The following is a 15,169-nucleotide window of genomic DNA, read 5'->3' as shown; positions in this document are numbered from 1 at the left end:
CCTCCTACAGTAGGCCGTGCCACGAAGTCTGAGCTTCGATTTCCGTTGGATTATGATGATTCGTCCATGATCACTTAGTGGCATCCATCACAATCAAACGTCTTTCATCACATGAAAGTTCGATTGTGTTTAAAAGTCAAGGCTTTTGACACTTAAAGTCGGATTTATCCTGAAGTGTCCTTCTCGTTCTGGTCGTCTGTCCAGGACAGGGCGGAGATCCGCCACCCCTGCGGCGTCCGCAGGAACTGAAGGCACTTCGTCCCCTGCCCCGTGAACGGCACGCCGCCGCGCACACCGCGTTTGCGGTAGCGGCCCGTCCGCAGCGCGATGTCACCGAAGATCTCGGTGTGGTGGGAGGTCTCCTCCTCGGCGAAATCCGTCAGCTCGCCGGAGGTCAGCAGCTCCTGCCGCGGCCGGGCGAAGGAGTCGAGGTCGTAGACCTCCTGCCGGGCGCCGCCCTGGACGATGAGCCCGCCGGGCACGAAGAGCCGATGGACTCCCCAGGCGTCCGGGCGGGCGCCGCCCTCGTTGCCGAACAAGCCGAAGAAGGCGGCGGTGAGCCGGTCGATCTCGGCCGAGTCCGCCGGGACCTCCCGCTCGCGCCAATCCTCGCCCCGCAGCGACCAGAGCTCCACGTCCTCGCGGCGCAGGCCCAGCCGCTCGGCGACGCTGATGCTGCGGGCGTTCGCGGCCTTGGTCCGCCACTCCACCCGCTCGATGCCCCGCTCGTCCACGGCCCACCGGACGAGCCGCTCGACCGCGCGGGTGATCAGCCCGCGTCCCTGCGCGCCCGGTTCCAGCCAGCAGCCCACCTCGCAGACGCCCCGTTCGGTGTCGAACGACACGAACAGGACGCCGCCCACCAGCGTGCCCTCCAGCCAGATGCCCCAGATCCCGCCGGTGTCTGCTGCCCGTTTGTCGGCGTAGCGCTGCAGTACGGCACGCGCCTCGGCGAGGTCGGCGGCGACGAAGGACGGCGACACCCACGGCGCGATGTGCGCGCGTGCCCGATCGAGATGGACCAGGAACTCCTCGGCCAGCCAGGGATCGAGCGAGCGCAGCTCGGAGCCGGCGGTGAGGGGAACGGTGAGCATCATGCCTCCACGAAGTACATAACAAACGTTCGGTATGTACGCTAACAGGCTATGAGCCCCGCTCGCACCGATCACGACGCCCGCCGCCACGACGTCTCCGAGGCCGTCTGGCGGGTCCTGGCCGAACACGGCTTCGCCGGCCTCACCCTGCGCGCGGTCGCCGGGGCCATGGGTGCGTCCACGGGGCTGGTGACCCACTACTTCGGCGGCAAACGCGAGCTCGTGGCCCACGCGCTGGACATCCTGGAAACCCGCACGCAGCGGCGGCCGCGCCTGAAGGCGCCCGCCCCCGGGCTGGCCGCCCTGCGCACGCACGTGCTCAACATCCTCCCGCTGACCCCCGAGGGCATGGCGACGAACCGCGTCTGGGTCTGCTCCTGGGACATCGCGCTGTCCGACCCCGTGCTCTTCGCCGCCCAGACCTCACGGTACGAACGCATCCGCGCCGACCTGCGAGCGGCGATCGACGACGCCCGGCGGCTCGGCGAGCTGGTCACCGGTGCGGACGCCGACGACCTGGCGGCCACCACGCTGTCGTTCACCCACGGCCTGGTCGTCCAGGCGTTGTTCGCGCCCGAGACCTTCCCGCCCGCGCGCCTGACCCGGCTCGCCGACGACTTCCTGGCCGCGACCTTCGGGGGTTCGTGCCCGGGAAGCGCGCCCGGGCACGAACCCCGGTCAGGTCAGTAGGTGGTGGTGACGGTTACGCCGGAGGCGGCGGCGACGCCGTACAGCGAGATGTAGCGATATCCCGCGGCGGGGTTGGCGACGGTGAGGGTGTGCGCGTTGCCGGAGCCCGTCGCGCGCTGGGTGTACGACGAGGTGGTCGCCCACGTGCTCGCGTTGTAGTAGAGGTCGACGTCACCGGTGCCGCCGGAGCTGGCGACGGTCAGGGTGCCGACTCCCGCCGGCAGGTAGATGAACAGGTAGGCGTACTGGCCCTGGCCGACCGAGAGGTTGCCGCGTTTGCAGTTCTTGCCCAGTGCCCTGGTGTCGCCGGTGCACTCGGGGACGGTGCCACCGGCGGCTGGCACGGTCACGGGCTTGAACACGCCCCAGGGCGCGCCCTTGTCGTCGAGCACGACCAGTTTGACCGTGTACGCGCCGGGCGAGCTGTAGCTCTTGACCGGGTTGGCGGTGGTGGAGGTGGTGCCGTCGCCGAAGTCCCAGTAATACTGCGCGAGCGTGCCGTCGGGGTCGGCCGCCGTGCTGGTGAAGGAGAGCGCCGTGCCGCTGGCGGTGACGGTGAAGTCGGCCGTGGGGAGCATGTTCTCGTCGCTCGCCTTGCACGCGCCCGCGGCGCAGGCGGTCAGCCAGGCGTCGAAGTCGGCGTCGTAGTCGAGACCCTTCAGGAAGGTGCGGGCGGCGTTCCAGTCGCCCGTGCGGTAGTAGCCGAGCACTCTGGCGACGTCGGCGGGGTGTTTGTCGAGCATGTAGCGGACCGCGAGGTAGCCCCAGTTGTAGGTGCGGGCGTTGTCGCCGTACACGGTGTCGAAGAGCTGGCTGAGCTTGTACGTGTGCTGTCCCGCCGCGTTGATCGCGGCCGTGTAGGCGAACTTGCGGTAGCCGTAGGAGATGTACTCGGCCAGCCCCTCGACCCACCAGACGGTCGGTGTGGACATGCCCTCGTCGAAGTCGCCGTGCATGTTGTACTTGGCGTCGAGGTAGTGCGTGTACTCGTGGTTGAGGTTCCAGATCTCCCAGTACAGCGGCTTCTCACGGTCCTGCTCGTAGCAGATGAAGCGGGCGACGTTGCCCGGCTGGGAGGGGTCGTACTCCAGCGACATGCCGCCGTTGTCGGTGTCGATGCCGTAGATCCCCCAGGCGTAGAAGGAGTAGTCCCGCTTGGTGTCGAACACCGATATCTCCAGGCGGACCGTGTGGTCGTCGGGCACCGGCTGGCCGTTGTCCTTGACGATGGAGTGGAAGGCGGCGTCCTGGTTGAGAAGGCTCGTGCAGGTGCTGGACAACTGCGCCGGGGTGAGCTCCTGGGCTCTGATCGTCAGCGTCGGCGAGCAGGGGTGACTGATGGGCAGGGCGGCGTCCGTGAGCCTGTTGGTCAGGTCGCAGGTGCCGTAGGAGGAGCAGGCGCCGCCGTCGTACTCGTTGGTGACGAGCGCGGTGGACACCCACAGCGCGGCGGTCGGTCCGGTGATCCGCGAACGGTTCAGCAGGTCTCGGACCAGGGGCGTTACCGTGTTCCTGAGCTGGCCGTACCTCAGGAAGCCGGCCAGTTCCTTGCCCGCGTTCACGACGAGGAAGTAGTTGTCGCCGTTCAGCAGGCCGAAGTTCCTGACGGCGAAGTCGCGGAGGGCCGTGCGGATCGCCGGGTCGCTCTGCGCCATGCTGCCCCGGGTGTGGGAGCGCCAGTACAGCTCGAAGGCCCGGTTGACCGCGTCGCGCATGTTCACGCCGTAGGCAGTGCTGTAGGCGTTGAGCAGGCGGGTGGCCACGCCGATGTTGCGGATCTCGTCCTGGGCGTTGACGATCAGCCAGACGGCTTCCTTCAGCACCGCGCCGTTCTCGTCGGTGTTGGTGTAGGCCCTGGAGCTGGAGAAGAAGGTGTCGAAGACGCCCCGGACCTCGGACAACAGCGTGGGGCCGTAGGGGTTCGCCTGCGTGTAGTAGCCGGCGCGGAGGAACACGATCAGCTGCTGGACGCTGGTGCTGTTGTCGCCGGGGTAGGAGCCGGCGGTGGCGCGGAGGTCCCGGGCGATGGTCAGCATCTGGGATTCGGTGAACGTACGCCGCGCGTCGGCGGGGGTCAGGTCGAACAGCGGGTTCAGGCAGGTCCTGATGTCCGCGGCCTTGACGGCGGTGACGAGCGCGGCGCCGGTCTTGCCGACGATGTCGTCACTGCACGCGGACGCCTTGAGGCTCGGCGTGTCCTTGGGCCGGTGCGCCTCGGCTAAGTCGTCGTCGCCGGTCCCGGTTAACGGCGGATATTGGCTGGGGGACAGGCGCTTGTGCCCGGGGTGGTGGCCCGCGGGCGCCTCGGTGGCGGCGGGGGCGGGTGGGGGCGGCGCGACGCGCTGCCGAGCCTGGGCACCGGGAGCGGTGATCAGGCTGCTGACCATGAGCGCGCCGGCGATGACGCCGGCGAGGGGGATGCGCACGGGCGGGCTCCAGATTGGAGGGAATCTGACATGTGACATGTAAAATTGCATACTTCCTCCAGGGGTACAAGAGCGGTTTGCCCACCGGCTTCACTGCAGTTGCAGGAGTCGTCGCCAGGCCGGGGAGAACTCCAGGGAGCGGGAGAGCATCAGGCTCACCGTGTCGGCCGAGATGGCGTCCTCCTGAGGCCTGCCGGCGGCCCACGCCGCCACGTCGGCGGCGAGCGCGGGCAGACGAGGGTCGCGCGGGTCCCAGTCGATGGCCTCGTCGAGGGCGTGGTAGACGCGGACGAACTCGGGGTCGTCGAGCGCGGCGTTCTTCGTGGCGACGACCGCGGGGATCGACTCCGGGGACAGGGCTTCGATGATGATGAGCACGTCGCGCTCGATGCGTATCATCTGCTCGCTGAAGTTCATGGCGCGTTGCCGGTCGAGGATCTGGGCCATCTCATCGGAGATGAACAGCCGGTCGCCCGCCGCCAGGGCGGCGATGCGCCGGCGGTGCCGGTTGAGCTCGCGGGCCTTCTTCGCCAGCGCCCTGTCGATGTCGGCGACGGCCTGGGCGAACTCCTCGGGTTCCGCGCCGAGCAACTGGTCGATGCGAGCCAGGGGTACGCCCGCGTCGGCCAGCGTCTTGATCCGGATGAGATCCACCACGGCCTGGGCGGTGTAGCGCCGGTAGCCTGAGGCGTCGCGCTCAGGTTCGGCCAGCAGACCGCGCTGGTGATAGTGGCGCACGGCGCGGACCGTCACCCCCGCACGCGCGGCCAGCTGGCCAATGGTGAGCACCGGCCACCCCCTTTTCACGACACGCGCCGCCACAGGTCGTCGATCGCCTGGAGGACGGCGTCCGGAGCGTCGACGCCGATCGTACTGTGGCGCGCGCCGGGCAGAACGCGCGTCTCGCCATCCTTGACGGAGGCGCCGAGAGCCTGGTAGAGACGGCTCTTGCCCTCGGTCATCTCGCGCAGGGCCCGCCTGGACATCAGGAACTTGGCGCCGGTGTCGATGCCGAGCGCCGCCAGTGCGATCAGCGGCTTGTCCGGGACCTCGCCCGCCGCCTTGAGCTCGTCGCGCAGCTCCGGCAGGTTGCCGCGCTCCAGCGCGCCGGCCCGCTGCCACCCGACGGTGGCGTGCCTGGCGATGAGCGCCTGCCCGATCTCCCTCGGCCACGTGGCGAACATCTTCTTGTACAGGCCGCGAGACAGGAAGGCGACGAGGCGCAGCATCAGATCGCCCGGCACCGGTTGCGGCAGGAGCCGCGTCTTCGCGCCGGTCAGGTGGGTGTCCCACTCCTCGTAGAAGGCGTCGAGGTAGACCACGCCCGACACCTCCTCCGGAAACAACTGGAGGAAGCGCCGGGCGTAGGCGCCGCCGAGCGAGTGCGGCACGAGCACGTACGGAGCCGGCACGCCCGCCGCCTTCAGCAGCTCGCGCAGCTCGGTGGCGACTTCGCCTGCGGTACGCGGCAGCGTCACCGGGTCGCTCCAGCCGGTGCCCGCGCGGTCGTACAGGACGGAGGTGGTGAATCCCGCGACCCGCTGGTGCAGGTTCAGATAGTCGAGTCCGACGGCGCCGGCACCGGGCAGGAACACCACGGCGGGACCGCCGGTGCCCGACTTGTGGAGGAAGAGGCGATGGCCCTGAACCGCGTAATGGCGGCCGAGCGGAGGGCTGAGTGAAGTCATGTCCTGATGGTGCGACCCTGACCCTGCGTCAGTGTCAACCCCTGCTGTTCGCCCAGGTCAGGACGGGTTACCTGAGCCCGTCGAAGAAGCCCGACAGGTCCTCGGCGAGCTGCTCGGGCGCCTCCATGGCGGGGAAGTGGCGTCCGCGCTCGTGCTCGACCCAGTGCACACCCTCGGCGGGCTCCAGCAGGCGGGCCACGGTCGGGTCGGCGCCGAAGACCGAGTAGCCCAGCGGCACCGTGGGCGGCGTGCCCCAGTCCGAGGCGTGGTACTGCTCGTACAGGAACCGGGCGGCCGACGGGCCCGTGCCGGTGAACCAGTAGATGCTGACGTTGGTGATCAGCTGCTCGACGTCGATCGGCAGGTCGGTCCAGGCGTCGAAGCTCTCGGCGATCCACGCGAGCTGGAGCACCGGCGAGTCGTTCAGTCCGAAGCCCAGCGTCAGCGGGCGCGTGTTCTGGATGGCCAGATAGCCGGAGTCCTCCTTCCTGAACTCCTCCATGCGGCTCAGAGCCAGCTTGTCGATCTCGTCGTCCGGGTTCAGCCGCTGGGCGACCCACGGCAGGAACGTCGCGGTCGCCGCCGCCGTGTACGGGTCGGTGACCAGATGGATGCCCACCACGTGCTCGCCGTCCAGCGCGCCGAGGGCTCCGGAGATCCCCGCGCCCACGTCTCCGCCGTGCACGCCGTACCGGAAATGGCCGAGTTCGGCCATCAGCGACGCCCACGCTCGCGCGGTGCGGCCCATCGCCCAGCCCGGCCCGCGCACCGGACCCGAGAAGCCGAACCCGGGCAACGACGGGATGACCAGGTCGAAGCCGCGCTCCAGCAGGAGCGGAATGAGCTTCTCGAACTCGGCGAACGAACTCGGATACCCGTGGGTGATCAGCAGCGGCAGCGCGTCGTCGCGGCTGGAGCGCACGTGCGCGTAGTGGATGCGCTGCCCGTCGATCTCCGTGACGAACTGCGGCAACCGGTTCAGCCGCGCCTCGGCCGCCCGCCAGTCGAAGCCGAAGCGCCAGTACTCGGCCAGCTCCCTGACCCGCTCCTGGGCGATGCCGTGCCCCAGTCCCGGCATCGCTTCAGGCCATCGGGTACGGCCGAGCCGTTCGATCAGGTCGTCGACGGCGGCGTCCGGGATGTCGAGGTGGAAGGTCTGAATGTGCGCGCTCATGGCTTTCTCCGTGATGGTCGGTGCGCGAGAGCCCCCGCTTCCCCGCGTGAACCACCCTGCCCGAGCACGACGCGGCGGGGTATCCGCCGCCCGCGTGCGTGTTCGCGCATTCCGGATAGACAACCGGCTTCCCCTCGTGTTCCGGAAACGGCAAGATATGCGCCATCGGCATAAGGGGGGCCACGTGCTGGTCGACGAGATGCATGACCTGGTCACGCGGCATTTCGCGCCGCATCAGCTGAAAGTGCGCGAACTCAGCCCGGACGGCGCGCGCTACCGCCCGCTGCACCGGGGCACGCTCACCATGCAGACACTCGCCTACGGGGCGGAGATCAGCGTGAGCGTGCGCGACCTGGAGGACTTCTACATCCACGTGCCGCTGCGTGGCCACGGGCGGCTGAGCGTGGATCGGCGCGAGCTCTGCACCCCGGTCACCGTCATCGGCCCCGGGCAGCGGCCCGTCATGAACTGGAGCGTCAACCACGAGGTCCTCATCGTCCAGGTCCCGCAGACACAGGTCGAACGGACCCTGGCGGACTACCTCACCGGCCCGTCCCCGCGGGTGCCCGTCTTCGAGCCGGAGATCGGGCTCGACGGCCCGTTCGGCAGCGCGCTGCGCGGACTGGCCGAGGGGGCGCTGTCGTTCACGGCCTCGCCGCTGGCCGCCCACCACATGGAGCAGTTCCTCCTGCACACGATGGTCTCCTCGCACGCCGGCAACTTCGCCGCCGACGTCGCCGAACCCGCCCCGCCCGCCGGCCAGGCGGCCCTTCGGCGAGCCCGTCGTTACTGCGAAGACCACGCGGGGGAGCTCGTGTCGCTGCGTGACATCGCCGCCGCGGCCCGGGTGAGTGTACGCACCCTGCAGACGAGTTTCCGTGAACACCTGCAGACGACCCCGATGGCGTACCTGCGTGAGGTCCGCCTGGCCAAGGCCCACGCCGACCTGCGGACGATCGCCGAGACCGGCGCCCCGACGACCGTCACGGACGTGGCGTTACGGTGGGGCTTCCCCCACCTGAGCCGCTTCGCCGCCCACTACCACCACAGGTACGGCGAGCTGCCCTCCGCCACCCGCCGCGCCTCCTGAGAGTTACGTGGCGGCGGCCGCCAGCCGGCCCCGGGCCTCCATGAGCGCGAACCCGAGCAGGTTGAGCCCCAGCCACTGCGACGGCGAGGCCGCCCGGTCGTCGTCGGCGGCCAGCCCGATACCCCAGATCCGATCCCGGGGACTGGCCTCCACCAAGACCCGCGAGCCGGTGCCGAGCAAGTACTCCCGCAGCGTGGAATCCTGCCCGAACTTGGCGACGTTGCCCGCGGTGACGATCTCGAACCGATGATCGACCCACGTGGCCTCATCGAAGCCGCGCACCTTCTGGCCCAGATCCTTGGCGGCCTTCGGGTGCGGGGCGGCGAGGATCCGGGTGAAGGCCTCCTCGTCGCCGAACAGGCGGGCCTTCTGCGCCATCATCCAGTGCTCAGCCGTGCGAAACGTCACGTCATCGACCGTGAACGGGCTTTCCCACCACTGACTCAGGCAGGCCTGGCCGCCCGGTCCCGGCTGATGCCCCCAGAAGTAGACGTACTTGAGGTGGTGGCCACGCTCCTCAAGAGCGCGGACCTCCTCCACACTGCGCGGCTCGCCGACTGATCCAGACACAGCAGGCACTCTGCCCAGCCCGATGCCCAACGCGCAAGCCGAATTCGCCGTCCGGCCGCCGCCGAGATGGTCGACGGATGGCCCTCGATCGGTCTGATCTGCCGAGGAGCCACGGGCGTCAGCCGGTCTTCGGACAGCTGATGCCGGGGGCGGGGATCTTGTTGCGGAGCAGGTAGTCCTCGACCCGGTCGGTCACGCAAGGGCCGCCGATCGGGTAGGAGCCGTGGTTGTCGCCCTCGTAGGTCAGGGTGACGGCGTCGCCGAGCTTGCGGGCGAGCCGTGCGGCTCCGGCGGGCGGTGCCGCGGTGTCGTTCGTGGCCGTGATCACCAGGATGGGGGCGGGGCCGGTGTAGTGGATCGTGGGCCCGGCGGCCGGCTCGCACCCGGCCTTGACGCATGCCGCCAGAAAACGGTCATAGGAGTCCTGGCTGATGCGGGTGAGCAATGTCCCCACGTCCCGCAGGGACAGGTCGGGGTTGACGCCCGCGTCGAGCACCATCCGTCCGACACCGGGACCGAGGGCCAGGAAACGATCCGCCGCCCGATCGGTTCCACACCGCGGCGGCGCCGACCCGCCGGAGCCGCGCCGGTCGAAGCTGACGAGGTCGTAGCGGGTGCGCAGGGCCGCGTACTGCGGCGCCTGAGCGGCGAAGTCGAGCACGTCGTGGCCGCCGCCACCGAAGTTGAACACCATCGAGCCCGCCCGGCCGCCCGTCGCTCTGGCGCGGATCAACGCGAGCTCGATCGTGCCGCTTCCGGGCTCGGCATAGTCGAGGGGTACGGTCAACGTTCCGCACTCCAGATCCCTGACCGGCTCCGGCAGGCCTGTACATCTTCCCCAGGAGACCGCCGGCGCGGCGGCGGCGACCGGGCTGAGCGCCGTGCCGAGAACGGCGGCGGTGCAGGCCACGACCAGCACGCGACGCCGGAAAAGGGAAGGAAAAGTCATGAACCGACCCTTCCGAACCGGCCCCCGGCCCGTCGTCCTCCTGGTGGAGGACCCGCGCGGTTCCAAGGGGGGATACGATCCTGGCCGAAAGACGCTGGCCGGGGAGTGGCGTTACCGCCCCGGCACGAGCGGTTACGTCGGCGAGGTTCTGCTGGCCGGCTGGGGGGTTTCGCGTTCGGCTGCCTGGAGGCGCCACCACTTCGCCATCGACTGGCTGATTTCCTCGCGGACGAACGCGAAGAACCGGCGGGTCTCGTCCAGGCGTTGCCCGGCGGGGGTGTCGAGGCCCAGCACCGCGACGCCGTCGTCGGCGCCGCCCTGCACCCGGGCCAGCATCGGGTCGGACCGGCTGACGAAGTGGCTCCAGGTGTGCTCGTGGATCCGGCAGAAGTCGTGGCGGGTGCCGGGTTCGCGGCCGCGTTCGACCAGCCGCACCTGCACCAGGTACTTGACCGCTCCCGAGATCGCCGGCGCGCCGGCCTCCAGCCGTTCGGCGAGCTCGGCGGCCGACAGCTTGCCGGAGTCGCTGACCAGCAGTGCGGCGTATACGCGGGCGGCCATCCGCGGCATGCCGTACTCGACCATGATCTGCGCGAACCGTTCGCGGAAGCCCGCGATGTCGCCCTCGTCCGCTCGCGTCACCGAAAGCTGCCTTTCTCGTAGCAATTCCCATACTTCACGAAATTTGTGAAACAAGCGTAGCATCGAGGTCGTGAAGGACACTGAACTCGTCGGTGTGCAGAAGACCCTCAGCCCCGTCCTCAGGGCCAAGGCACTGGACAACCGGCTGCCAGACCCGATCCTCGGTGACGAGTACGCCGAGCAGGCGATGCGCCGCCTCGTCCCCGACTACGACACGCGCAGGTTCGGCACCAGCCAGATGGGCCTCGCCGCCGTGGTGCGCGCCAAGGCCCACGACGACTGGGCCCGGAGCTTCCTCGCCGGCCATCCCGACGCGGTGGTGCTGCATCTCGGCTGCGGCCTTGATGCGCGGGTGTACCGGATCGACCCGCCGGGCACCGTGGACTGGTACGACCTGGACTATCCATCCGTCATCGAGTTGCGGAAGCGGTTCCTGCCGGCGCGCGAGCACTACACGCTGATCGCCTCCAGCGTCACCGACCTGGCCTGGCTGGACGGCATTCCCCGCGGCCGGCCGGTGCTGATGATCGCCGAGGGGCTGGTGCCCTATCTGACCGAGGCCGCCGTCCGGGAGCTGGTGACCAGCGTCGTCGATGCCTTTCCCACCGGCCGGCTACAGTTCGAGACGGTGCCGGTCTGGGCGTGGCGTACCTCGAAATGGGACCCCTCGCTGCGCCACTACGACGCTCAGTTCCACTGCGGGTTCAACGACCCGGCCGCGCTGGCCGACTGGCATCCGAGGCTCGAATTCGTCGACGAGGCGCCCATGTTCGACGCGCCGGAGCTGATGGCCAAGGCGCCCGCGAGAATACGCCGCCTGTATCGCTTCATGCTCCTGCTGCCGGGATTGAAGCGGTCCACCCGTATCGTGCGGTTCCGGTTCTAGCCGCCGGAGGTCAGCACCTCGACCGTGCCGCGCTCGCCGTCCACCCGGATGCGGTCGCCGTCGTGCAGCCGCATCGTGGCGTTGCCGGTGCCGACCACGGCCGGGATGCCCAGCTCGCGCGCCACGATCGAGGCGTGCGACAGCGGCGCGCCCAGGTCGGTGACGACGGCGGCGGCGCGCGGGAACATCGGCGTCCAGCCCACGTTCGTCAGCGTCGTGACCAGGATCTCGCCCGGTTTGAGGCGGTCCCCGTCCTCGGGGCAGGCCAGCACGCGGGCCACGCCCTCCACGACGCCGGGCGCCCCGGGGAAGCCGGTCACGGTGTCGCTCACCGGGACGCCGGCGCCGCGGGCGTGGTAGAGGTCTGATCGCCGGTCGGGGTCCGCGGCCCAGCGCACCGGGTCGAACCGGCCGACGATCAGTGCGGGGTACGGCGGCAGCGCGGCGTAAAGCTCGTAGGTGGCCCGCCGGACCGGCACCCGCTCCAGCGCCGACGCGTTCCCGCGCAGCAGGTCGAGCAGCTCCTCCAGATGGAGGTGGAACACATCGTCGCCGTGCCCGGTCAGCCGCCCCGCGCGGACGACGAACGCGCGCAGCACCCAGAACGCGCGCACGGCCTCCGAACGCGTGCGTTCACGGTCGCGGACGACGGCGCCCCAGCGCCGCACCCGCTCCCGCATCCCCGCCTGTTTACCGGGATAGCGCCGGGCGAACCGGTCCCAGGCCGCCTCCCCGGCCCGCTCCTGCCGGGCGAGTAGTTCCTCGGTGCCAGTAAGCAGGCCGGTGAGCTGGGCATCGATCCAGGCCGGATCCTCGCCGGGCCGGGGGATGGACACCTCGAACTCGTGAGGGCCGCGATGCCCGTACAGACGAGCGAACTCCTCACGGCTGATCTCACCGCGGGCCAGCTGCGACAGGCCCACGACCAGGCCCATGCTGGCCAGGTCGCCGGCCGCGGTGACGCCGGTGAGCATGGCCTCGGCGTCGACGTCGCCCATCATCTTGCGCAGCTTGGAGCGGGTGAGCAGCAGGCTGGTGCCGCCCTGGCGGCCACCGGCCTCCAGCATGCGCCACGCGGTGACGGCGTGCGGCCGGATCTCGCGCTCGTACAGCTCGGCCAGCTCGGCTGCCGAGGTGGTGGCGTCGATCGCGGCGCGCAGGTCCTCGCAGCGTTGCCGGGCCGTGGCCAGGAAGGGGCGCATGCCCTTCAGGTTCTTCCGCGCCCGGAGCCGGACCCGGATCGCCGTCGGCACGCTCTGTTTGACGACCTCCCAGCGCAGGAGCTTCACCGTCGGCACGTCGAGGCCGGGCGGGATCCTGCCGAAGACGTCCTCCATCGTGCCGGACAGGCTCTTCAGCCGGAGGGCCTTGATCACGGAGTACATCGGGGAGAGGTTCATGTAGAAGCGGCCGCCGATGTTGCCCACCATGTCGAGACCCGGCGTGGCCGAGGCGGACATGGCCTCATGGATGAACAGGCGCACGAACGACCAGGTGATCGGGGTCATCACGTCGGGGATGGCCTCGCCGAAGTTGCCCGCCGTCCACAGGTAGTCGCCCTTCAGGCTGTCGTTCCACTCCTCGGTCCGCCGGAGGCCGGTGATCGGGCGGGCCTGGAGGATGGCGTACGCGCCGTCGTGGCGGGCCCACTCGACGTCCATCGGGACGCCGTAAAGCTCTCGCACGCGGGCGCCGAGCGCGGCCAGCTCGACCGCCTCCCGGTGGGTGAGGACGGGGGCGCGGCGAAGCTCGTCGGGTACCGGGCGGTCCCCGGTGCCGGTCGGGGTGCGTACCGTCATCACCGTTTTTTCGGCGGTCGTGGCCCGGGTGACCGCGCCGTGCGTGATCGTGAACGTGTCGGGGGTGACGTGGCCGCCGACGACCGCCTCGCCCAGCCCCCAGGAGGCGTTGATCACCGTCGTGTCGCGGTCGCCGGTGATCGGGTCGGCGGTGAACATGATCCCGGACGCCTCCGCGTCCACGAGCTCCTGCACCACCACCGCCAGCGCCACGTCGTCGTGGGGCACGCCGTGCTGGTCGCGGTAGGCGATCGCGCGGGCGTTCCACAACGAGGCCCAGCAGCGTTTGACCGCCTCCAGCAGGGCATCGCCGCGGACGTTGAGGTAGGAGTCCTGCTGACCCGCGAACGACATGTCCGGCAGGTCCTCCGCGGTGGCCGACGAGCGCACCGCCACCGGCACGTCCTCCCCGAGCGCCGCGTAGGCCTCCCGGACCTCCGCCGCGATCTCCTCCGGTACGGCATGCCGGGCGAACACGCCCGCGACGCGCTCGGGATCGGCCGGATCGAGCTCGTCACGGAAGCCCGCGACGAAGGCGCGGTAGGCGCCGGTCGAGATGTGGAACCCGCCCGGCACCGGCAGCCCGGCCCGGGCCATCCGGGCCAGCGACGCGCCCTTGCCGCCCGCGCTCGCCAGATCGGCCCCGACATCATCGAACGGCAGCACCAGCTTCACCGCGCACGCTCCCCAGCTCCCAGCGAGACCGCCAGCTTGCCGCGGGCGGTCTCGGCCATGGCGTCAAGAAGGTCCAAGGTCGCCTGCGCCACGGCGCGCGCGTCGTCATCCGGCAGGTTCCGGCCGGTGCCGAGGGTGCGCTCGATGGTGTCGGTCACCAGTTCGGCGATGCGCTCGTCGGGCACCTTCTCCGGGAGCATGTCCGACAGGGACACGAACCCGTGCACGATGGCGGCGATCGCGATCATGTTGTCGCCGGCCTGCTCACGTACCGCGCCGTGCTCGATGAGGCGCTCGATGTACGCGTCGAACGCCGGGCCCAGCTCCAGGCCGGTCGTGCTCTGCCGCCGCATGCGCGAGAACTTGCCCAGCACCTCCGAGTCGCCGACCAGGACCGCCCGCATCAGCGGCCGGCCCAGCGCCGCACCCACGAACCCCCCGAACAACTCGCCCGGCGTGGCCGGCCCGCTCGCCCGCATCTCCTCCATCACGCGCAGCCGCTCGCGGCGCAGCAGCGCGACGAACAGGTCGTCACGGGTCTTCCAGTGCAGGTAGATCGTGCCCTTGGCGACACCGGCGCGCTTGGCCACGTCGTCGATGGTCGTCTTGTCGTAGCCCCACCGCACGACCAGCTCCGCGGCGGCGTCGAGGATCCGGTGCGCCCGCTGAACCGGATCCTGCGGCGGCCGTCCAACCCTGGCCATCTACCTCACCCCACAAGTTTCTGACCAGATTAGCCCATTAATTGAAAAATTTCAGATGGGCCATCTCGGGAACAGCCCAGGTAGTGCCCGACCGTGCAGTGCCCGGCCGCCGGACCCCCTCGGCGCTCGCCCACGCCCCCGCCGCCCCCGCACCATGATCCCGTCGCTCCTGGGGGCCTAACCTGTACGGATGCGACGCATCCTCGTGGTCGGCATCAGCGGAGCCGGCAAGTCCACCATGGCTCGGGCGCTGAGTGCCCGGTTCGCCGCGCCGTACCACGAGATGGATGCCTTGTACTTCAACGGTCCCGGGTGGGCCGTCAATGATGACTTCGCCGATCAGGTCGCCGAGATCACCGCCTCGCCGGCGTGGATCTTCGATTCGTTCGGTTACCCGGCGGTCCGGGATCTGCTGTGGGAGCGTGCGGACACGGTGGTCTGGCTGGACTATCGCCGGCGGGTCATCATGCCCAGGATTCTGCGACGGTCACTGCGGAGGACCATTCTGCGCGAGTCGATCTTCGGTGGGAATCGCGAGACTGTGATGGACTGGTTTCGTCGGGATCACCCCGCCTGGTGGGCGTGGTCGCAGCACGCGGCGCGGCGGGCGGATATCCAGCGGCGCGCCGACGACCCACGCTTCGCCCCTTTGCGGGTGCTCCGTTTCGGTACGCCGCGTTCGGCCGCCGAATGGCTCAATGAGCGACCCGCGTCGTAGGCCAGGAGGCTCGAACGGCCCGCGACAACCCGCTCAGGCCGACGTTGGTCATCCAGCCGAGGAC

Annotated in this window: 14 protein-coding genes; 4 read left to right on the top strand and 10 right to left on the bottom strand. The window is 69.9% G+C overall.

Annotated elements, in window-relative coordinates; translation table 11 throughout:
• Window positions 1-164: 164 nt before the first annotated feature.
• Complete coding sequence (locus HNR40_RS35825) at window positions 165-1,097, bottom strand: GNAT family N-acetyltransferase (RefSeq protein WP_246509794.1); 933 nt, start codon at window positions 1,095-1,097, stop codon at window positions 165-167.
• A 48-nt stretch (window positions 1,098-1,145) separates the two neighbouring features.
• On the opposite strand from HNR40_RS35825, the gene HNR40_RS35820 reads away from it, so the two are divergent.
• The gene (locus HNR40_RS35820; RefSeq protein WP_184969369.1) at window positions 1,146-1,784 is read left to right on the top strand and encodes a TetR/AcrR family transcriptional regulator; all 639 of its coding nucleotides are present in this window, start codon (window positions 1,146-1,148) and stop codon (window positions 1,782-1,784) included.
• Here the strand turns inward: HNR40_RS35820 and HNR40_RS35815 are convergent.
• The 4 genes from HNR40_RS35815 to HNR40_RS35800 all read right to left on the bottom strand — a co-directional run bounded on the left by HNR40_RS35815 (window position 1,778) and on the right by HNR40_RS35800 (window position 7,072).
• Window positions 1,778-4,210 (bottom strand): collagenase, encoded by a 2,433-nt coding sequence (locus tag HNR40_RS35815; RefSeq protein WP_221341247.1) that lies wholly within the window; start codon window positions 4,208-4,210, stop codon window positions 1,778-1,780. The genes HNR40_RS35820 and HNR40_RS35815 overlap by 7 nt on opposite strands.
• Window positions 4,211-4,300: 90 nt before the next feature.
• On the bottom strand, window positions 4,301-4,999 hold the full coding sequence (locus HNR40_RS35810) for a MerR family transcriptional regulator (RefSeq protein WP_184969365.1): 699 nt from the start codon (window positions 4,997-4,999) through the stop codon (window positions 4,301-4,303).
• Window positions 5,000-5,013: 14 nt separating this feature from the next.
• Window positions 5,014-5,898: an alpha/beta fold hydrolase gene (locus tag HNR40_RS35805; RefSeq protein WP_184969363.1), complete on the bottom strand. Its 885-nt coding sequence runs from the start codon at window positions 5,896-5,898 to the stop codon at window positions 5,014-5,016.
• A gap of 67 nt (window positions 5,899-5,965) precedes the next feature.
• Window positions 5,966-7,072, bottom strand: coding sequence for an epoxide hydrolase family protein (locus HNR40_RS35800; RefSeq protein ID WP_184969361.1), 1,107 nt, complete (start codon window positions 7,070-7,072; stop codon window positions 5,966-5,968).
• 184 nt (window positions 7,073-7,256) lie between these two features.
• Here HNR40_RS35800 and HNR40_RS35795 point away from each other — a divergent pair, with 184 nt between their 5' ends.
• On the top strand, window positions 7,257-8,162 hold the full coding sequence (locus HNR40_RS35795) for an AraC family transcriptional regulator (protein WP_184969359.1): 906 nt from the start codon (window positions 7,257-7,259) through the stop codon (window positions 8,160-8,162).
• Window positions 8,163-8,165: 3 nt separating this feature from the next.
• On the opposite strand, the gene ybiA is transcribed toward HNR40_RS35795, so the two are convergent.
• The 3 genes from ybiA to HNR40_RS35780 all read right to left on the bottom strand — a co-directional run bounded on the left by ybiA (window position 8,166) and on the right by HNR40_RS35780 (window position 10,323).
• Entirely contained in the window at window positions 8,166-8,732 is a 567-nt protein-coding gene (gene ybiA, locus HNR40_RS35790; protein ID WP_376773555.1) for a riboflavin biosynthesis intermediates N-glycosidase, read from the bottom strand.
• A gap of 118 nt (window positions 8,733-8,850) precedes the next feature.
• Entirely contained in the window at window positions 8,851-9,681 is an 831-nt protein-coding gene (locus HNR40_RS35785) for an alpha/beta hydrolase (RefSeq protein WP_184969357.1), read from the bottom strand.
• Between the two features lie 132 nt (window positions 9,682-9,813).
• Entirely contained in the window at window positions 9,814-10,323 is a 510-nt protein-coding gene (locus tag HNR40_RS35780; protein WP_184969355.1) for a GbsR/MarR family transcriptional regulator, read from the bottom strand.
• 70 nt (window positions 10,324-10,393) lie between these two features.
• Between HNR40_RS35780 and HNR40_RS35775 the strand changes: the two genes are divergently transcribed.
• Entirely contained in the window at window positions 10,394-11,209 is an 816-nt protein-coding gene (locus HNR40_RS35775; RefSeq protein ID WP_184969353.1) for a class I SAM-dependent methyltransferase, read from the top strand.
• On the opposite strand, the gene HNR40_RS35770 is transcribed toward HNR40_RS35775, so the two are convergent.
• Together HNR40_RS35770 and HNR40_RS35765 are read right to left on the bottom strand one after the other, a co-directional pair.
• Window positions 11,206-13,683, bottom strand: a complete 2,478-nt coding sequence (locus HNR40_RS35770) for a PEP/pyruvate-binding domain-containing protein (RefSeq protein WP_184969351.1) — start codon at window positions 13,681-13,683, stop codon at window positions 11,206-11,208. The genes HNR40_RS35775 and HNR40_RS35770 overlap by 4 nt on opposite strands.
• The gene (locus tag HNR40_RS35765) at window positions 13,680-14,387 is read right to left on the bottom strand and encodes a TetR/AcrR family transcriptional regulator (protein WP_184969349.1); all 708 of its coding nucleotides are present in this window, start codon (window positions 14,385-14,387) and stop codon (window positions 13,680-13,682) included. Before HNR40_RS35765 ends, HNR40_RS35770 begins: the two co-directional genes overlap by 4 nt.
• Before the next feature lie 190 nt (window positions 14,388-14,577).
• On the opposite strand from HNR40_RS35765, the gene HNR40_RS35760 reads away from it, so the two are divergent.
• Complete coding sequence (locus HNR40_RS35760; protein WP_184969347.1) at window positions 14,578-15,105, top strand: P-loop NTPase family protein; 528 nt, start codon at window positions 14,578-14,580, stop codon at window positions 15,103-15,105.
• Window positions 15,106-15,169 lie beyond the last annotated feature (64 nt).

It is taken from the genome of Nonomuraea endophytica (assembly GCF_014203235.1).
GTDB lineage: Bacteria > Actinomycetota > Actinomycetes > Streptosporangiales > Streptosporangiaceae > Nonomuraea > Nonomuraea endophytica.
This window is presented reverse-complemented; position numbering and strand designations above follow the sequence as displayed.